The sequence below is a fragment of the Gammaproteobacteria bacterium genome (assembly GCA_028819075.1).
Lineage (GTDB): Bacteria > Gemmatimonadota > Gemmatimonadetes > Longimicrobiales > Gaopeijiaceae > BD2-11.
In genome coordinates this window covers 239,880-259,001 of record JAPPMM010000043.1, presented here as the reverse complement: position 1 = coordinate 259,001, position 19,122 = coordinate 239,880, and the positions used below count along the sequence as shown (strand labels likewise).

Annotated in this window: 17 protein-coding genes; 5 read left to right on the top strand and 12 right to left on the bottom strand. The window is 68.2% G+C overall.

The window, feature by feature from the left end; genetic code table 11:
• Positions 1–6: 6 nt before the first annotated feature.
• The 7 genes from OXU32_11475 to gcvH all read right to left on the bottom strand — a co-directional run bounded on the left by OXU32_11475 (position 7) and on the right by gcvH (position 9,644).
• On the bottom strand, positions 7–2,328 hold the full coding sequence (locus OXU32_11475; GenBank protein MDE0074570.1) for a transglycosylase SLT domain-containing protein: 2,322 nt from the start codon (positions 2,326–2,328) through the stop codon (positions 7–9).
• Positions 2,329–2,405: 77 nt separating this feature from the next.
• Positions 2,406–3,110 (bottom strand): MotA/TolQ/ExbB proton channel family protein, encoded by a 705-nt coding sequence (locus OXU32_11470; GenBank protein ID MDE0074569.1) that lies wholly within the window; start codon positions 3,108–3,110, stop codon positions 2,406–2,408.
• 289 nt (positions 3,111–3,399) lie between these two features.
• On the bottom strand, positions 3,400–4,653 hold the full coding sequence (locus OXU32_11465) for a DUF4325 domain-containing protein (protein MDE0074568.1): 1,254 nt from the start codon (positions 4,651–4,653) through the stop codon (positions 3,400–3,402).
• A 136-nt stretch (positions 4,654–4,789) separates the two neighbouring features.
• The gene (locus OXU32_11460; GenBank protein MDE0074567.1) at positions 4,790–5,569 is read right to left on the bottom strand and encodes a lipoate--protein ligase family protein; all 780 of its coding nucleotides are present in this window, start codon (positions 5,567–5,569) and stop codon (positions 4,790–4,792) included.
• Between the two features lie 85 nt (positions 5,570–5,654).
• The gene (locus tag OXU32_11455; GenBank protein MDE0074566.1) at positions 5,655–6,341 is read right to left on the bottom strand and encodes a metal-dependent hydrolase; all 687 of its coding nucleotides are present in this window, start codon (positions 6,339–6,341) and stop codon (positions 5,655–5,657) included.
• A gap of 2 nt (positions 6,342–6,343) precedes the next feature.
• Entirely contained in the window at positions 6,344–9,217 is a 2,874-nt protein-coding gene (gene gcvP / locus OXU32_11450) for an aminomethyl-transferring glycine dehydrogenase (GenBank protein ID MDE0074565.1), read from the bottom strand.
• Positions 9,218–9,254: 37 nt separating this feature from the next.
• The gene (gene gcvH, locus OXU32_11445; protein MDE0074564.1) at positions 9,255–9,644 is read right to left on the bottom strand and encodes a glycine cleavage system protein GcvH; all 390 of its coding nucleotides are present in this window, start codon (positions 9,642–9,644) and stop codon (positions 9,255–9,257) included.
• Between the two features lie 269 nt (positions 9,645–9,913).
• On the opposite strand from gcvH, the gene OXU32_11440 reads away from it, so the two are divergent.
• From OXU32_11440 to hisN, 5 genes are all read left to right on the top strand, one after another.
• Positions 9,914–11,095, top strand: a complete 1,182-nt coding sequence (locus OXU32_11440) for an acyl-CoA dehydrogenase (GenBank protein MDE0074563.1) — start codon at positions 9,914–9,916, stop codon at positions 11,093–11,095.
• A gap of 66 nt (positions 11,096–11,161) precedes the next feature.
• Positions 11,162–11,395, top strand: coding sequence for a twin-arginine translocase TatA/TatE family subunit (locus OXU32_11435; GenBank protein ID MDE0074562.1), 234 nt, complete (start codon positions 11,162–11,164; stop codon positions 11,393–11,395).
• 48 nt (positions 11,396–11,443) lie between these two features.
• Positions 11,444–12,301, top strand: coding sequence for a TrmJ/YjtD family RNA methyltransferase (locus OXU32_11430; GenBank protein ID MDE0074561.1), 858 nt, complete (start codon positions 11,444–11,446; stop codon positions 12,299–12,301).
• Between the two features lie 212 nt (positions 12,302–12,513).
• Positions 12,514–13,233, top strand: coding sequence for a GGDEF domain-containing protein (locus OXU32_11425; protein MDE0074560.1), 720 nt, complete (start codon positions 12,514–12,516; stop codon positions 13,231–13,233).
• On the top strand, positions 13,196–13,990 hold the full coding sequence (gene hisN / locus OXU32_11420) for a histidinol-phosphatase (GenBank protein MDE0074559.1): 795 nt from the start codon (positions 13,196–13,198) through the stop codon (positions 13,988–13,990). The genes OXU32_11425 and hisN overlap by 38 nt, the downstream gene beginning before the upstream one ends.
• 38 nt (positions 13,991–14,028) lie before the next feature.
• On the opposite strand, the gene OXU32_11415 is transcribed toward hisN, so the two are convergent.
• The 5 genes from OXU32_11415 to nrfD all read right to left on the bottom strand — a co-directional run bounded on the left by OXU32_11415 (position 14,029) and on the right by nrfD (position 19,118).
• Positions 14,029–15,150, bottom strand: a complete 1,122-nt coding sequence (locus tag OXU32_11415; GenBank protein ID MDE0074558.1) for a 6-bladed beta-propeller — start codon at positions 15,148–15,150, stop codon at positions 14,029–14,031.
• Between the two features lie 139 nt (positions 15,151–15,289).
• Complete coding sequence (locus tag OXU32_11410; protein ID MDE0074557.1) at positions 15,290–16,588, bottom strand: hypothetical protein; 1,299 nt, start codon at positions 16,586–16,588, stop codon at positions 15,290–15,292.
• A gap of 4 nt (positions 16,589–16,592) precedes the next feature.
• The gene (locus tag OXU32_11405; protein MDE0074556.1) at positions 16,593–17,228 is read right to left on the bottom strand and encodes a cytochrome c; all 636 of its coding nucleotides are present in this window, start codon (positions 17,226–17,228) and stop codon (positions 16,593–16,595) included.
• Positions 17,221–17,745 carry a DUF3341 domain-containing protein gene (locus OXU32_11400; protein MDE0074555.1) on the bottom strand — a complete coding sequence of 175 codons (525 nt, stop codon included), beginning with the start codon at positions 17,743–17,745 and terminating at the stop codon, positions 17,221–17,223. Before OXU32_11400 ends, OXU32_11405 begins: the two co-directional genes overlap by 8 nt.
• Entirely contained in the window at positions 17,742–19,118 is a 1,377-nt protein-coding gene (nrfD, locus tag OXU32_11395) for a polysulfide reductase NrfD (GenBank protein MDE0074554.1), read from the bottom strand. The genes OXU32_11400 and nrfD overlap by 4 nt, the downstream gene beginning before the upstream one ends.
• Positions 19,119–19,122 lie beyond the last annotated feature (4 nt).

Here is a 19,122-nt window from a genome sequence, read left to right as displayed (position 1 = left end):
CGCGGTTCATGAGTCGTCGCCGTAGAGCCAGCGATAGACCCTCAGGTTGCGCTCGACGCTCTTCACGTAGTTGCGCGTCTCAAAGAAGGGAATCCGCTCGGTGAAGCGCTGGAGGTCCGAGGCCTCGGGCAGGCGGCGCCAGCGGTTGGCGCGGGAAGGACCTGCGTTATAGGCCGACAGCACCAGGGGCAGCTGGCCGTCGTAGCGGGCGAGCATCTGTGCGAGATAGCGTGAGCCAAGGTGGAGGTTCACGTCGGCCACCCTCAGCGCCGCGGCCGAGAAGGGGCGCGGTCCCTCCCGGAGCGCCAGTTCGCGTCCGGTCGCGGGCATTACCTGCATGAGCCCGACCGCTCCCGCGCTGGAGACGATTTCGGCGTCGAAGGCGGATTCCTGGCGCATCAGGGCGGCCATCAGGAACGGGTCCAGTTCGCGCTTGGCCGCCTCGTCGAAGATGATGTCCCGGTAGGGCAGCGGATAGGCCGCGTGCACGAGGCGCGGCGAACGGGGGTATCCGGAGCTCTGGGCCCGTCCCGCGACGCGAATGCCCTCGATGTGCATGCCCTCCGCGATCAGCCCCTCGGCCAGCCGCAGCAGCGCTCCCGGGGAGCCTTCGGCCCGTTCGACCAATCGTGCCGCGGCGTCCGCGGCGGCCGGGTTCATCCCCGCGCGCTTGAGCAGCCCGGCTTCGCGCAGGGGCTCGTACATCCAGAAGACCCCGGACTCGTCGAAGGGGGGATCGGGGTCCAGTTCGGGCTCGTAGTCCTGGCCGAGCAGTTCCGCTCCCAGGAAGGCGTAGTAGGAAAGGGGATCACCGCGGGTAACGAGCGCCACATGCGCGGCCGCGCGCTCGTGATCGCCCAGCTGGAGGCGGGCCCAGGCCGCCCAGTATGCGGCCTCCTGCCAGCGCCGCCCCTCGGGAAAGTCGGCGAGGTAGTTTTCGAAGACCGCCGCGGCGTGCTGGTGGTCACCGGCGCCGATGTGGAGTTGGCCGAGGCGCATTCGCGCCAGACCTGCGCGATCCATGGTGGGCGCCATCGACGCGGTTTGGCCGTATCCCTCCATCGCCCGGGAGAGCCGGCCCGCGTCGTGGTCGCCGTCGGCGCGGAAGAAGATGAAGTCGACCGCCCGGCGGCTTCCCGGGAAGCGCTCCACCAACTGCTCCTGCGCCGTCTCCGCCGCGCCCCCCGCACCGAGCCGCCGCTGCACCCGGGCCAGGTTGTCGAGGGCGGGCGCGCCCACCTCGGGGTCCTCGCTGCCGGCGAGGCTGCTGAACTCGTCCCTGGCTTCCGAGAGCCGTCCCGCGCTCGCCATGAGACGCGCTCGCGCCAGGCGAAGGGTGAGCGGGGGAGAGGTGGACGCTTCCTCCACGTACCGGTCGTAGACATCCAGCGCGAGTCCCGTTTCGCCTCCGCGCTGAAGGACGCGTCCCAGAGCCGGGAGGTCGTCGGTGGAGGCTGTGCCCGACTCGGCCACGGCGGTGGCGGCAAGGGTGGCGGCGCTGCCCCGGTCGACGGCGTCGAGCACGGCCCGGAAGGCGGCGAGCGCGCCTTCCGGGTCGCCGCGCGCCAGCCGCAGTTCGCCCAGTATCGCCCATCCCCGCGCCCGGCGTCCGTCGTCCGAAATCGACGCGACGATGCGGTCGAGGAAGGTCTCGGCGGCGGTGCTGTCGGCGACGGTCAGATAGGCGTCGGAGCGTAGCAGCCAGGTTCGTTCCCGGATCTCGTCGTCGGTGATGCCCGCGCTCGCCAGACGCACGCCGGCAGTGTCGCCCAGCGGAGCGAGAATCTCCGCGACCTCCAACCGCATGCGGCTATCGAAGAAGTCCGTGCGGCCCGTAGCGATGGCGTTCAGCGTCCCGAGCGCGTCTCCCGAACGGTTCAGGCGGGCGCGAATCCGGACCAGGCGCAAGACGGCTTCCTCGTCGCGGCTTCCGCCGGCGAGCCAGGCTCCCAGGGCCTGCTCTGCGGCTGCCCAGTCTTCCTCGGCTTCGGCCGCCAGGCCGAGGAGGAGCCATCCTTCCCCCGCATTCACCTCGTCCAGCCACTCGGCGTCTGCCAGCAGCTCGCTCACCTGTGTCCAGTTCCGCCAGCCGGCCTCAGCCCGGGCCAGCTCCAGGATGGCGGCTGGTTCGGGGGAATCGGTTGCTGCGAGCGCTTCCCGCAGCCGGATCGCGGTGTGCCAGGGCCGTTCGACGGGGACACGGCTCTCCGTTCCCGTGGCCTGGGGAGTCGGCCCCGGGTGAGACAGGGAAGACGCCGGGGACGGCACGGCGATGATCAGGGACACCGCCGTGAGGAGGGCAGGGGCTTGTGCGGAGAGCGTCTTCATCGTCAGACCCATGGTCCAAAAATGACGAAAGGCCACCCCACGGGGTGACCTTTCGACTGCGGAATTGCGGCTTCCGGCTATATGGACGCCCTCCCGGTTTCCATCGCGTGGAGCGCGTCGATCATCTTCTGGGCCGACTCTTCCATGTCGATTACCAGGGAGTCGATGCGCGACACGAAGAAGTTGTGGGCGATGCTCACGGGGATCGCGATCGTGAGGCCCGCGGCGGTCGTCAGGAGCGCCACCTTGATCCCGCCCGCAACCAGCGTCGCCTCGACCTCACCGGCCAGCTCGATGGACTGGAACGCGATGATCATCCCGATCACCGTGCCCAGGAAGCCCAGCAGCGGAGCGATGTTGGTGAGGGTCGCCAGCACGACAAGGCCACGCTCCAGGCGGCTCAACTCGATGAGCCCCTGGTTCTCGATGGCCTTCATGACCCGGTCGGTGCCTTCCTCGTGCCGCTCGAGGCCGGCGTACAGGATGTTGGCTGCGGGCGAGTTTGACTCGCGGGTGACCTCGATCGCCTCCTGCAGTTGCGCGTCGGCCAGCAGCGTGTCGACGTCGGAGAGGATCTTCTTGGTGCGGCGGCTCTTGGCCATCAGGTCGAAGAACTTCCAGATAATCACCAAGATGCCTACGAAGAGGCAGATTCCGAGTGGCCACCGCATGAACGACATTTGGATCCAGACGAATTCGATCTGCTCGCCGAGGGTCTGATCGGGAGCTTCCATCCCGGGGATCTGCAGGAGCGCAACGTAGAGGTTGTTGAGTGCGACCAAGGGAGTGCCCTCCATTGAGCTGGTTTCAGGCAAACGAAATGACTGCCCACAGCGGACAGCCCACCGAGTCTACCGAAGCTTATCCTAGCACCGGAGCAGGTAAGGTGAACGTCCCTCCGGGGTGTGTCAAGGGTTGGTTGGCGCTCGTCTCAAGCAGCAGGCGGGATCGTAACTTTGGAAACGCCTGACACATCCGGGGCGGCAGCTGAGCCGGTGCCATCGATGGCGATGGCGTCCATCGCGATCCTGTCTCCGGGAGGCCGGAAAGACTGGCTCGCCGAGATCGGGATCAGTGCCCGGCGCCCTCCTGCCCGGCCCGTTGCAGGATTGCGCGGTCCAGCACGGCCCGCACCTCCGGCGACATCCGTCGCAAACGGATGGCGCTCATGAAGCGGAGTGCCCCGAGCCGAACGAACAGCTTGCCGAGAAACTCGTCCGCGAAGCTGCTTGAGACAACTGATATCTCGCCGAAATCGACGTTCACGGGATGGCTCGGATACATCGCCATCAGATTCTCGAGCTTGGTCCGGGCCAGCTTGCCGGATGATCTGGATCCGACGGAACCGGCTTCCTTCCGTACCACGAAGCGCAGAACGTCTTCGGTCACGGCTTCGTACCGGTTCTCGACGTAGTCGCCCGCCGGATCGGCTCCGGTATCCTGAATGTCGAGCGCACGCCACAACGCTTCAGGATCAGAGTAGTCCAGGCTGACCACGACCAGCGTTCCGGTGACGGGGGAGGTTTGCTCGCGCGCTTCGAGGTCGCGCTGGACGCTTGCGTATCCGGAATGAATCACGAAGTCACCTGAGCCCACTGTGGATGCCCGGTGCGTTCCGAAGAGGCCATTGCCTTGCCCGACCTCTTTGTCGCGGGTGATCCCGCGTCGGACTGCGAGCTCCAGGGCGACGGGGTCCGAAAGCTCGGGTCGCGTAGTCCTCATGGTGGTTGGGATTCCCTGGCCGGCGTCGGCCACCGCGAATTCCAACCGTTGCCTGTTGGAATAGTGGCTCAGTTGCACCAACCCGCCCTGCTCCGAATCGGCGTGTTGCAGCACGTTGTCGGTTATCTCGTTTACCGCCCACTCGAAGACCGCGAGATTGGAACGCGCGAGCTTGGCGGGAGAAGAGAGGACCGCGTCGAGAATGCGGTCCACGATTTCGCGCTGCCCGTCCGGCGACCTGAAGCGGCTGGCGGGCAGAACCGAGGCGGGGTGCCAGGCCGACTCGGCGAACCGTTGGGGTGCCATCAGGTGAGCCCAGTTCGCGTTCGCGAAGAGGCGCCGCAGGCTCGCGTCAGCAGGGCGAACCAGGGACACGGCCACGTCGGACTCGTCGTGGAGCCGGATGCATGCCGCGAGCACCGCCAGCATTGGGCCCGGAAAGGCCGAGGTTGTCGCGGCGAAGTCGAGCGTCACCTCGGTAAAGCCCCTTTGGGTGGCATGATGGATGGCCGCCAGCACGCGCCGGAAGGAGTCAAGGAGCAGGTCTCCGGAGACCCGAACGTGACCCCCTTCCCGGCTGACGTGCAGGTTGCTCGGATTCATGGCGCCGGCGCGAAAAGGGGGGGTATGACCTGTCCCGGAGAGACCATCCGGTTGCGAAATCTGATGGTTCCGGGGCGGCGGTCAACCGATCCTGAGTGTGATTGCCGGCCAGCCCCACTACGAGCCGGCCCCACTCCTACCGCCGCAGCGTCCACTCGCGCGACCGGTAGTGCCGCTCAAGCGAGCCCATCCGCCGCATCGCCGGTTGCGGCAGCTCTCCCTCCGCCATCCCGGTGCCGAGTTCGGCTGCGAGCCCTTCCGCAACCGCCGTCGCGACCTCCTCCCACGAGGGCGCGCGGCCCAGCTGTTCGCGCAAGGTGGTGGACGCGGGCGGCGTGCCCGCGACGGCCGGCTGCCGGCACAGTTCGCCTACCACGTCCTGGGTGCCGTCGATCAGCACGGACCCGTGCTGCAGGAGGGCGCGGCCGATGCGGGCCTGGGCGCTGCCGGTGAGCTTCCGCCCCCCCGCCAACACCTCCCCGCCGGCGGTCGCGTCGAAGCATGCACCCGCCCGCGGCGGGCCGGCTGCCGCGCCCGCGGCCAACCGGGCGTCCGCCCCGAGGGAGCGGAGCCCGGCGGCCAGTCCGGCGTGCACTACCGCATAGGCCGCGCGCAACCGCCCCGCCGCGGCGACCGGGGCGACCACCGCGTAGGTCAGCTCGGCGTCGTGGAGCACGCCCCGGCCGCCTGTGGGACGGCGCACCACGTCGATGCCCAGCCTCTCCACGCGCGCGAAGTCATAGATGTTCGCGGCCGGCTCGTTGCGGCCCAGCGAAAGGGTGGGTCGGACCCAGCGGTAGAGGCGCAGCCACCCCGCGTCCGGCCCGACGGTCTCGGCGAGGGCGTGGTCCACGGCCATGTTGGCCGCGCCGTCACGGGGCGGGTCGAACACCACCGTCCACCGGAGGCGAGCCATGCGGCGGACCGTCTCGCGCCACCCGGCCGCGCCTGTCCCCTCTCGGGCGGCGGGAGAAAGCGCCCCCGCAGGATGCACGACCGTGCTACAGCTCCAGCACGTCCCCGCTGGCCATCACCTCCACCTGCGCGGCATCCCCCACCAGCGCCCGGAACGCCTCCGGATCCTGCACGATGGGCGGAAAGGTGTTGTAGTGGATCGGCACCACCACCGAAGGCCGGATGAAGTCGACCGCGATGGCCGCGTCCTCCGGGCCCATGGTGAAGTTGTCGCCGATCGGCAGCAGGGCCACGTCCACCTGGCCGCGCAGCAGCTTCATGTCCGTCAGCAGCGCGGTGTCGCCCGCGTGATAGACGCGGGTGCCGTCGGCGTCGATGAGCAGCCCGCCCGGGACCGTCGTGTACGCCCCCGTGTTGTCGCCGTGCACCTGTCCGCCGTGCAGCGCCGGCGTCATCTTCACGCGCCCGAAGGGGAAGTTGAATCCGCCGCCGATGTGCATGGGATGCGCGTTCTCGACTCCCTGGGTCTGGGCGAACGCCACGATCTCGAAGGTCGACACCAGCGTGGCTCCGGTGGCGTTCGCCAGCGGGATGGCATCCGCGAAGTGATCGAAATGCCCGTGCGAGCAAAGCACGTAGTCGACATCCCCCAGATCCGCGAGCGACAGGTCGTTGGCGGGGCTCTCCTCGTACCAGGGATCGATGGAGATACGTGTGCCGTCGCTCAGTTGAAGCAGGAACGTCGCGTGTCCGTGATACGTCAGCGCGGCCATGGTCAAACCTCCGAGTAGCTTTCCACCGGGGGACAGACGCAGACCAGATTGCGGTCCCCGAATGCGTTGTTGACCCGGCCCACGGAGGGCCAGAATTTCGCCTCTCTCGTCCAGGGAGCCGGAAACGCGGCCTGTTCCCGGCTGTAGGCGTGGTTCCAATCGCTGCTCACCACCACCGCCGCCGTGTGCGGGGCGTTCTTGAGCGCGTTGTCCTTGCGGTCGGCAAGCCCCAGCTCGATCTGCTGGATCTCCGCCCGGATCGAGACCAGCGCGTCGCAGAAGCGGTCCAGCTCTTCCCGGGACTCGCTCTCGGTGGGCTCGACCATGATCGTGCCCAGCACCGGGAAGGACATGGTCGGCGCGTGGAAGCCGTAGTCCATGAGGCGCTTGGCCACGTCCTCGTCGGTGACCCCGGTGGCCCGTTTGAGCGGTCGCAGGTCGAGGATGAACTCGTGCGCCACCCGGCCGCGCGCGCCCTTGTAGAGCACGGGGAAGTGCTGCTCCAGCCGGTTCGCCATGTAGTTGGCGTTCAGGATGGCCACCTCGGTCGCCTTCTTCGTCCCCTCGCGTCCCAGGAGCGCAATGTAGGCCCACGAGATGAGCAGGATGCTCGCGCTGCCCCACGGGGCCGCGGAGATGGAGCCGATCGCCTTCTCGCCCCCCGTCCCTATCAGCGGATGGCCGGGGAGGAAGGGCGCCAGGTGTTCGGCCGCGCAGATGGGGCCCATGCCGGGACCGCCTCCGCCGTGCGGGATGGCGAAGGTCTTGTGCAGGTTGATGTGGCACACGTCGGCGCCGTAGTCGCCGGGTCGCGCCAGCCCCACCTGGGCATTCAGGTTGGCGCCGTCCAGGTAGACCTGTCCCCCGCGCTCGTGCACGATGCCGCAGGCTTCGCGGATGCGCTCCTCGAAGACTCCGTGGGTGGACGGATAGGTGACCATGAGCGCGCTCAGCCGGTCGGCGTGCTGGTCGGCCCTGACGCGCAGGTCACCCGTGTCGATGTTGCCGTCCGCGTCGCACTTGACCACCACCACCTTCATGCCCGCCATGACCGCGCTGGCCGGGTTGGTGCCGTGCGCGGAGGAGGGGATGAGGCACACGTCCCGCCCGGTGTCGCCGCGGTCGTGGTGGTATGCGCGGATCACCAGCAGGCCGGCGTACTCGCCCTGGGCTCCCGAGTTGGGCTGCAGCGAAGTGGCGGCGAATCCCGTGATCTCGGCCAGCCACCGCTCCATGTCCGTGATGATGTGCCGGTACCCCTCAGCCTGCTCCGGCGGCGCGAAGGGATGTATAGCGCCAAACTCCGGCCACGACACCGCCGTCATCTGCGCCGTGGCGTTCAGCTTCATGGTGCACGAGCCGAGCGGAATCATGCTGGTGGTCAGCGACAGGTCGCGGCTCTCGAGGCGGCGGATGTAGCGCAGCATCTCCGTCTCGGAGTGGTAGCTGTTGAAGACGGGATGATCGAGCATCGTGGTCTGCCTCGCGAGCTTCGGAGGCAGTGGAGGCGCCTCCGTCTCCCGGGCGAGAGCGGCGGCGTCGAACCCGGGCCCGTCCTCGCCCGCGAAGGCCGCGAAGAGATCGTCCAGATCCTGCGGCCCCACGGTTTCGTCCAGTGCCACGCCGACGTGACCGGCGCTCTCGCGCAGGTTGATCCCGCGCTCCCGCGCCCGCTCCACGATCCCGCGCGCGCTCATGCCCGCGGGTTCGATGGTCAGGGTGTCGAAGAAGACCTCGTTGACCACCCGATGGCCCAGCCTGCGCACGCCCTCCGCCAGCACGCCCGTGAGGTTGCGCACCCGGGTGGCGATGCGCCGCAGTCCCTCCGGGCCGTGGTAGACCGCGTACATGCCCGCCATGACGGCCAGCAGCACCTGGGCGGTGCAGATGTTGGAGGTGGCGCGCTCGCGGCGGATGTGCTGCTCCCGGGTCTGCAGCGCCATGCGCAGGGCGGGGTTGCCGTGGGCGTCGATGGAGACGCCGATGATCCGGCCCGGCATCTGGCGGCGCATGTTGTCGCGCGCGGCGATGAAGGCGGCATGCGGTCCGCCGTAGCCGAGGGGGACGCCGAAGCGCTGGCTGTTGCCCACCGCGATGTCGGCGCCCATCTCCCAGGGAGAGGTGAGCAGGGTGAGCGCGAGCAGGTCGGTGGCCATGACCACCAGTCCCCCGGCCGCGTGTACGGCGTCCGAGAGCGCCCGGTAGTTGCGCACGCTCCCGTCGGTGCCCGGGTATTGGACCAGCGTGCCGAACACGTTGTCGTCGAGCGCCCAGTCGCGCGGGTGCTCGACCACCACCTCGATGCCGAGCGGCTCCGCCCGGGCGCGCACCACCTCGATGGTCTGCGGGTGGCAGTCGGAGGCGACCAGGAAGCGGTTGCGGCCGCGGTCGCGCGTGGACGCCAGGCAGAGCGTCATGGCCTCGGCGGCCGCGGTGGCCTCGTCCAGCAGCGACGCGTTGGCGACCGCGCAGCCCGTGAGATCCCCCACCATGGTCTGGAAGTTCAGCAGCGCCTGCAGCCGGCCCTGCGCGATTTCCGCCTGGTACGGGGTGTACTGCGTGTACCAGCCGGGGTTCTCCAGGATGTTGCGGAGAATCACGGGCGGGGTGATGGTGCCCGCGTAGCCCATCCCCAGGTAGGAGCGGAAGACCTGGTTGCGCGAGGCGATCTCCCGCAGCCGACCGATCAGCTCGTGTTCGGAGATCCCCTCGGGAAGATCCAGTTCGCACCCCAGGCGGATCGATTCGGGCACGGTGTCCGCGACGAGCCCGTCGAGGGAATCGTAGCCCAGCTCCTCGAGCATTGCGCGCACATCCCGGGGCCCGGGACCGAGATGTCGTCGGGGAAATCTGTTCTCGTGCGCGATGTCGGGCATTACTCGGGGGATCCGCCAGGCGCGGATGCGTTGCTCCTCACCCGTCGATGTGGGACTCGTAGTCCTCGGGGCTCATCAGGCCCTCGAGCGCGTCGTCGTCCTCCGCGCGCAGCTTGATCATCCAGCCGTCCCCGTAGGGATCGCCGTTGACCAGGGCCGGATCGAGGTCGATGGCCTCGTTGATCTCAACGACCTCGCCCGCGATCGGGCAGTAGAGGTCGCTGACCGCCTTCACCGCCTCGATGACGCCGAACACCTCCATGCGGTCGAAGTGCGTGCCGACCCTGGGCAGTTCCACGTACACGATGTCGCCCAGCTCCCCCTGCGCGTAGTCGGTGATACCGACGACGTACACGCTCTCCGCGTCGGTTTCCCCCACATACTCGTGCTCCTCGGTGTAGTAGAGATGCTCGGGGATGTCGGACATGGCTGCTCCGGGCACGGGAGGGATCGAGGGCGGATTTCGGTTCGGGACTATAGAAAGTGCGTTCCTTGCGCGTCAACCCCGATACCCGCGTCCCGGCGGAGAAGCCGGATCGAGCCTCGGGCTCAGGGTTCCGCGCGGGAACGCCGGGCGCCTCCGGGGGGTTGTACGGCGCGCCGCGCGCGCGATGTTCGCGGCGCCGCCCGGGGATCGGGACGCGGTCCATGGGTCGGTCCATTCTTCGGCTTCCAGCGCAGGAGACGGAGTCTCTCATGCAGGCAGGCTTCCCGGACGGAATGCGCAGCCCGCTGACATCCCTAGGCGAGGAGGAGCGTTTCTTTCAGCAGGCTGTGCGGGACTTCGCGCGGAGCGAGATCGCACCCAGGGTATCCGCCATGGATGCGAAGGAGGCCATGGATCCGACGCTGATCCGCAAGCTGTTCGAGCTTGGCCTCATGGGCGTGGAGATTCCCGAACGCTTCGGGGGAGCGGGCAGCTCGTTCTTCGCGGCGGTGCTCGTCGTGGAGGAGCTCTCCGCCGTGGACCCAGCAGTGGCCGTGCTGGTGGACGTGCAGAACACCCTCGTCATCAACGCGCTCCTCCGCTACGGAACCGTGGAGCAGCAGGCCCGCCATCTGCCGCGCCTGGCCTCCGACACGGTCGGCGCCTATGCGCTCTCGGAGGCGGGGAGCGGGTCCGATGCCTTCGCCCTTCGATGCACCGCCATGCGCGCGGGCGGCGACTGGATTCTGAACGGCCAGAAGCTCTGGATCACCAACGGCGCCGAAGCCGGGCTCTACATCGTCTTCGCCAACGTCGATCCGGATTCGGGCTACCGCGGCATCACCGCGTTTCTGGTGGACAGGAACACCCCGGGTCTGTCCGTCGGCAGGAGGGAGCAGAAGCTGGGCATTCGGGCGTCGTCGACGACCGAGGTGGTGCTGGACGGTTGCCGGGTTCCCGGCGGGAATCTGCTGGGCGAGGTCGGCCTCGGGTACAGGATCGCGATCGCCACCCTCAACGAGGGGCGCATCGGCATCGGAGCCCAGATGGTGGGTCTGGCGCAGGGCGCCCTCGACCACACGCTCCGCTACACCCGGCAGCGGGAGCAGTTCGGCCGCTCCGTCTCCGAGTTTCAGGGGGTTCAGTTTCAACTCGCGCAGATGGCCACCGACGTGGAAGCGGCGCGCCTGCTGGTGTACAATGCGGCCCGCCTGCGCGACGGCGGTTTCCCCTACATCCGCCAGGCGGCGATGGCCAAGCTGTTCGCATCGCAGGCGGCCCAGAGGGTGGCGTCGGAGTGCGTGGATCTGCACGGTGGGTACGGCTTCACCAGCGACTACCCGGTGGCGAAGTTCTATCGCGACGCCAAGATCGGAACCATTTACGAAGGGACGACCAACATGCAGCTTCAGACCATCGCGAAGCTGCTGCTGCGAGAGGCGGGGGTCTGACAGCGGGCGGATTCTTCAAGGGGCTGCTACCTTCCACCAGTCGAACCACGACATCGAGGCGAGAACATGTTCGGTCCAGACCTGGTCTTTGTGGCGCTGCCCCTGATCCTGGGATTCAACGAGATTCTTCTGTTGCTGGGCCTGCTGGTCCTCTTCTTCGGAGGCCGCAAGATTCCCGAGTTCGCCCGCGGCGTGGGCACGGGCATCAAGAACTTCAAGCGCGGCCTGAAGGAGGGCCAGGCGGATGAGCTGCCTCAGCTTCCCGAGGCGCCCGAGGAAGAAGTAGCTCCCGAGTCCTGACAGCCCGCGGACTCCCGCGGATTCATCCACGTAACGCTGACCCGCCCCATGCAGGGAGATGTGCCGGCGGAGGCCTCTCCGCTCTCCAACGTGGTGGTCGTGCTGCACGAGCCGCAGAACCTGGTCAACATCGCGGGCACGGTGCGGGCGATGATGAACATGGGGCTCGACCGGCTGCGCCTGGTTCGTCCCGCCGAGTTCGACGCCTGGCGCATCACCGGGATCGCCCACCGCAGCGACCACCTGGTCGAGCGCGCCGAGATCCACGACACCCTGGCCGACGCGCTGGCCGACACCACCTTCGTGCTCGGCACCACGGCGCGCGCCCGCACCGCCCACCGCAACTACGGGCGGCCGCGCGACCTGGCGGCCCAGGTGGTCGAGCGGGCCTCCCGGGGCACCGTGGCGGTGCTCTTCGGGCGCGAGGACCGCGGGCTCTCCAACCAGGCGCTCGACCTGTGCAACCGGGTTGCCATCGTCCCCACCCTCCCCGAGTACAAGAGCCTCAACCTGGCCCAGGCCGTGCTGATCCTGGCCTACGAGATCTTCCTGGCGGCGCACGACGCGGCGGAGCTGCCCCGGGGGCGGCGCGCGACCGATCCCGCCAACAGCGCCGAACTGGAGGAGACCTACGCGGTCCTCGAGCGCGGCCTCGACCGCATCGCCTTCTTCACGCGGCGCGCACCCGAGGGGGTGATGCGCACGCTGCGCACGATCATCGCGCGCGCCGAGCCGGACACCCAGGAAGCGGGGATCCTGCGGGCCGTCGGGTATGAGATCAGGCGCTACGCCGAGCGCGCGGAAGGGTTGGCGGCCGGGCGCGACGGGGCCGAATCCGCCGCCGAGGCCGAGTCCACTGGAGCGGCCGAGGCGCCCACCGCGGAACCGTCGGAGCAGACCGGCTGACGCGCCCTTCCCGCGAGCCGGGACCGCATCGGTCCCGATCTTCCATTCCTGCCCGGGAGGTGCGGCGCTAGCCTCACTGGGTCGCCCGTCCGCCCACACCCGGTGCGGGATCACGCCCCCGGGACATCGCCCGGAGTCCGACGCATGAAGACGGACGCTTGACGAAGAGGCCAGCCCGGGTTCGCCGCCGGCCCCGGGGAACGAGCGGTGGCATGCGCTGCCTTCTCGACGCAGGCTACGTGCGCGAGTTGGAGTTGAGGCTGCGCCGGATCCAACGGAGTGCAGCCGCGAATCGACGTCTGGCTCTAACCGACCGGCTGACCGGGCTTCCCAATCGCCGCCATCTGGAACTCCATCTGGATCGCGTCCTGGTCCCCGGTGCCCTGCGTCCCCTCTCTCTGGTTCTCTTCGACGTGGACGACTTCAAGCGCTTCAACGACCGGCATGGCTACCTGGAGGGCGACCGGGTGCTCACCGCCGTGGCCACCGTGCTTTCGAAGGCCTCGGCGAACGGCTCGAGGCAATCGGAATCGCGCGAGTCCATGTGTGGTTCGCCATTTGCGGCGCGGCTGGGCGGCGACGAGTTCGTCGTAATCTTCGGGCACATGAGCGCCGGCCGGGTTCGCTCGGCCGCTGACCGCCTGGCCCGGGCGGTCGCGCGGCATCCGTTGCTCTCGCCACATGGCGTCACGGTGAGCTTCGGTCTCGCCGCCCTGTATCACTGGCAGGACGCCCTGGCGGTCGCGGACCGGGATCTCCGCCGCCGTCGCGCGGCCACCCGACCGCTCCCCGCGGACCGGGGCTTTCGGTACCTTTGGGCGCAAGTGCTCGGCGTGCACGGGCTTCCCCGCCCGCCGCGGAGCGCCGACTCCCCGCCGCGCCCCGCTCTCCGCCATGAACGCTGCCCATCCAACCCCGATCGAACTCGCTGACCTGGCGCGCACGGCCGAAGAGCTCGCGCGCGCCGCCGGGAAGGTCGCCCTGGGGTATTTCGGCGCCCGGATCGAGGTTGAAACCAAGGCGGACGACACCCCGGTGACCATCGCGGACCGGGAAGCCGAGAGCCTGCTGCGCGCGGAGATCCGGCGACGCTACCCGGATCACGGCATCGTCGGCGAAGAGCATGGCGAAGTGCTTCCCGGAGCTGCCGTGCGCTGGATCCTGGACCCGATCGACGGGACCAAGTCGTTCGTCCATGGAGTGCCGCTGTGGGGCGTGCTGATCGGCGTCGAGGTGGAGGGCGAGCCCGTGGCAGGGGTTGTCCACCTGCCTGCGCTCGGGGAGACGGTCACGGCCGCCAAGGGCCTTGGGTGCCGCTGGAACGGCGAGCCGTGCTCGGTTTCAAGCGAGAATCGGCTGGACCGGAGCCTGGTGCTCACCACAGACGAGAGCGTCTTTCACGGCCATGCCGGCGAAGCCGGCTGGAGAGCCCTCGCCGCCGCCGCCCGCATCACGCGCAGCTGGGGCGACTGCTACGGCCACGTCCTGGTGGCCACCGGCCGCGCTCAGGTCATGGTCGATCCGGTGCTCGCCGCCTGGGACGCCGCACCCCTGCTGACGATCCTCACCGAAGCGGGCGGGTGTTTCACGGACGTTTCGGGCGAGCCCACGATCCACGGTGGTTCGGGGGTCTCCAGCAATCCCGCGCTCCACCCGCAGGTGCTACACATCCTGGCTGGGGACCCGTAGGGCACCAGGCCGGCGCCTACTGCCGCTTCAACCGCCCTTCAGAAGCTCCCTTCGCTCCTGCGTGCCCGCTGGAGTGACAGGATCGTCTCTCCGAACTCCTCCACCCGAATCGCCACGAAGGTGGAATCGGACACGAACGCAACCGGCATCCCGGGCGCGTCGAACGTGCCCTCGTAGCTTCCGGAAGCGTCGAAGGCGTCGACGGCGTGGGGAGTGAACCCGTCAAGCGTGCGGGTGACCCAAAGTCGTCCTCCTGGGGCAGCGGTCACGCTCAGGACGGGCGAGATCCGTTCCTCGTATCCGATTGCGGCTACGATGTCCTCCGCCTCCAGGCCATTCCGGCGCATCAGGTCGCCATACGCCCCAGGACCTTCCTCGATGTTCGTGACGGCCATCTCCCGTGTCACCTCAATGGGATTCAGGGGCCGCCTGATACTCAGCTCCAGCGAGCCGCCGACGCTCATGTCGAGACGATAGTACGGCCCGTTGAGGAAGAAGATGGAGTCTCCCCGGTTCGACCAGACGTGCATGGGAGCGAACAGCTCTTCGGCCGGAAAGGACCCGCCGCGCATCTCCATCATGGCCATGTCCGCCGTTGTTTCGTGCAACGTCGTGGTGTTGCCTTCCGTGTGGAGGACCAATTGGCGCCTGGTCGCCATTCCCGCCCCCGTGGCCGTCACGGTCGCGAGCCAGTCGGTTCCCACCGCGAACTCCGGACCCCGGAAGTCCAGATCCGGACGCAGCTCCTCCAGGAGCTCCCCTCCGCTCGACCAGCGACTGAGGAGGCGACGACCGTTGTCCCACACAACGAGCGGTCCCGAGGGATCCATGGACACTGCCCAGGGATTGCGAAACTCCCCGGGCCCCTCCCCCGACCGTCCCAGGGTGCCCGCATACATTCCTGAGGCGTCGAACACGACGACCCGGTCATTCGGTCGATCCGCGACGTAGATCCGCCCGGTCGCCTCATCGGTCGTGACACCCCAGGGCACCACCGTGAGCGCGCTGTCGGGAGGTATGAGATCGGCTATCGGCGTGACTTGGACATCCAGCGGTCGGTCGGGCTCCGGATTCTCGATGATGGTCACGCCGGCGGAGTCGTAGACGACCGATGTGCCGACGTCACGCTCCCCGGTTGCGCACGACGCTGCGGCCACCACCGCCAACGCAACCGCAATCTTCGCTCCTGCGGCAGAGCTGGAGCTTTCCTGCGGCCTTGAGCAGAAGGGTGCCCCAACGGCCACCGGAACCAAACGAAATGCACTTCATCGCCTCGAAACGCCTCCGGAGGCGGACCGGCTAACGGACGCCCGCTTCCTCCCGGGTTACCTCCAGATCCACCATCTCCAGCTGCTCCGGCGGCTGCCATACCTGTACAACCGGAAACGTGCTCAGGAACCAGCGCACGCTCCAAAGCACCGGCCCCAGGAAGACCAGCGTCACCAGTCCCTCCCAGAGCCCGATGGTCGGCCCTTCGAGCCGCAGGGAAGGCGCGATCAGCAGGTGGTGCTCCAGCCAGAGCCCCGCCAGGATGACGCAGACGAAGCTGGCGAGGATCACCGGGTTCATCTTGGGCCGGCGCCCGATGAGTCCCGCGAAGGGGATCACGAAGCACATCAGCACCAGCGCGAGCGCGAACGGTCCCCAGGTCTCGTTGGTCCGGTGTATGACCCACGCCTGTTCCCACGGCAGCTTTCCGTACCAGATGACGATGTACTGGGCGAAGAAGATGTAGGTCCAGAACACGCAGAAGGCGAAGGTCAGCTTGCCCAGGTCGTGCATCTGCTGGAGGCCCATCAGCCGATTCAGATCCGCGTGGCGGCGCTTCAGCAGCACGACGATGAGGGCGGTGGAGGCGATCCCCCCCCAGAAGCCGCCCATGAAGTACCAGGCTCCGAAGATGGTGGAGAACCAGTGGGGCTCGAGCGACATGGCAAAGTCGTAGACCACCATGCTCATCACGGCGGCGTAGACCAGGATGAAGGCGGGGGCCACCCGGCCCATGCGGCGGGCGCTCGCGGTTTCCTCGGCTTCCTGCCCCATCCAGTCCGACGTAAGGCTCGCACGCCAGCGTTCCCGGCCCGCATCACCGCCGCGCTCGACCAGCCCCATGTCCGGACGCACGGCCTGATACGCCAGGTAGAGGCTCAGCCCGATCAGCAGCAGCAGCCCGGCCACGTTGCGCGCGACCAGGAACGGGATGTTCAGGTACGCGGCCTTCGCCTGCACGATGGGATCCGACTCCATCGCTTCGATCCACGGGAAGTACGATTCCCGGAGACCCAGCATGGGCAGGAAAAGGATGAACGCGATCGGCAGGTAGGCGGCGAAGGCGAGGCTCACGCGGCGCACCGACCAGTTCCACTTGGCCTTCACGATGGTGGTCACCGCGCACAGGAGCATCGCGCCCTCGGCGACGGCGAAGAAGAAGAGCCAATTGGCCGAGTAGGCCTGCTCGGCGCGCGCGGGATCGGCGGCGCGGAGCACGAAGAGCGAGATCACGCCGACCAGGAAGAGGGCCCCGCAGAACATCGAGAAGCCCCGGGAGCGCTCCAGATGGCGAACCGGGATGTCGGCCGGGACGTGGATGTGGGCCATGCCGCTACTCCCCCGGGGGCGGGTTGCCCGCCTGCGCCTGCAGCTGGCGAATGTGATTGACGATGTGCCAGCGGTCGTAGTGCGGAATCTGGTGTCCGTAGGCGGGCATCAGTCCCCGCCCGACGCGAATGACGCCGTACATGTACCCATCGGGACGGATCGCGGTGGCCGCGCTCGACAGGTTGAACAGGGGAACCATGGGATGCAGCGGGGCGATGGCGGCGTTCGCGCCCACCCCGTCCACGCTGTGGCACGGAGCGCAGAAGCGGTTGTAGAGCCTCTCGCCGCGCGCGAGCGATTCAGCCGTGGCCTCCACCGGGTTCGCCATCTCCATCACCACCGGAGCCTGCGTAAGGACTTCCGTCGCCGTGAAGAACGGCGGCATCTCGGCCGCCGGATCCGGCTGCCCCAGTGATACCTGGCCCGGACCGGCGGAGAAGTTGCCGGCCGAGAAGGGAACCGAGCCCTCCGGCGGCAGCAGCGTGTTCTCGTAGGGGTCGAACGAGCGCTGGTCGCGCATGCTGCGCCCGAAGATCTGCACCATGAGGTCGTCGAAGGGCGAGCACGCGCTCACGAGCCCGGCCAGCAGGGCGGCCGCGACGAAGCGGACGGGGGTGCGCGAGCGAGGTCGGTCAGCCATGGGACGGGGCGGGTTCTTCGGTGAGTTCGGCCGGGCCGCTGCCAGTGAGGATCCGGCGGGCTTCCTCGATGCGGTCGGCGGGCGCGCTCACGTGGATTCCGAAGCGTCCGCCGCTGAACCCGGGATCGTAGACCACGGGCGGGCGCAGCCGGGGGAGCTTCGCGTTGATGAAGACGCCGATGACCGTGGCGAGCGCACCGAACAGCACCGCCAGCTCGAATGCGATGATGAAGTACGCCGGGATCGACACGATGGGCTTGCCGCCCGTTACCAGCGGCCAGTCCATCGACGTCCAGGTGGTGAACGCGAACCCGGTCGCGGCGCCGGTCAGCCCTCCCACCAGCGCGAACACGCGCACCGGACTCTGGTCGTACCCCAGCGCTTCCTCCAGATGATGCTCGGGAAGCGGGGAATAGGCGATGATCTTGCTGAATCCCGACTTGCGCAGCGCCTTGACGGCGTCCACCGCCCCGTCGAGGTAGTCGAACGAAGCCAGAAGACCGGCTTGCGCGCTCATCGGGCGGCCTCCTTGCGGGCGCGGGAACGGAGCGGGGCCGGGAGCACTTCCTTCAGTTCCGCGATGGCCACCGGCGGCAACAGCCGGGTGAAGAGCAGGAACCAGAAGCAGAACCACCCGAAGCTGCCCAGCACGATGCCCATTTCGGTGATCGAGGGGCGGTACATTCCCCAGGCGAACGGCTCGTACTCGTGCGACAGCGAAGTCACGATGATCACGAAGCGCTCGAACCACATGCCGATGTTGACGAAGATCGAGATCACGAACAAGGCCGCGATGGAGCGCCGCACCCTTTTGAACCACAGCAGAATGGGCACCATGCCGTTACAGACCAGCATGGTCCACGTCGCCCACCAGTAGGGGCCGAACAAACGGTTCCAGAACACGCCGCGCTCGGGAGGCTCGCCGGAGTACCAGGCCATGAAGAACTCGGTCAGGTAGGCGTACAGCACGATCAGCGAGGTCAGCAGGCACAGCTTGGCCAGCGCGTCGAAGTGCTTGTTGGTGAGGTAGGCCTCCAGCCCGAAAAACTTCCTCATCGGCACGGCCAGGGTAATCACCATGGCGACGCCCGAGAAGATGGCGCCCGCGACGAAGTAGGGCGCGAAGATGGTGGCGTGCCAGCCGGGCACGATGCCCATGGCGAAGTCCCACGACACCACCGAGTGCACCGACAGCACCAGCGGGGTGGCCAGCGCGGCGAGGAAGATGTAGGCCTTGCCGAAGTGGTGCCACTCGCTGTCGGTTCCGCGCCATCCCAGCGACACGACGCTGTAGAACTTCTTGCGCAGCCCGCGGGCCTGGTCGCGCGCCGCGGCCAGATCCGGGATGGTCCCCAGGTAGAAGAAGACGGCGGACACGGTGAAGTAGGTCGTGACCGCGAAGACGTCCCACACCAGGGGCGACTTGAAGTTGGGCCAGAGGAAGCGCGAGTTGGGATAGGGGATGAGCCAGTACGCGTGCCATACGCGGCCTACGTGAATCAGCGGGAACAGGCCGGCGGTCATGACCGCGAACACCGTCATCGCCTCGGCGAGCCGGTAGACGGACTGCCGCCAGGGCGCGCGGAAGAGGAAGAGGATGGCGGAGATGAGGGTGCCCGAGTGGGCGATGCCGACCCAGAAGACGAACGTGGTGATGTAGGCGCCCCACCCGATCGGCGAGTTCAGCCCCGAGAGGCCGATCCCGTTGATGATCTGGTTCGCCCACGAGCCCGCGAACACGGCCAGCCCCAGCGAAGCCAGCCCGAACAGGATCCACCAGCCGCGCCCGGGACGCCCCAGAATCTTGAGGACGTCTTCGTTGACCTGCTGGTAGGACCCGACATCCGGGTGGGCTACCGCGCCGCGGGGTGCTTCCGTCGCTGTCGCCATCCTT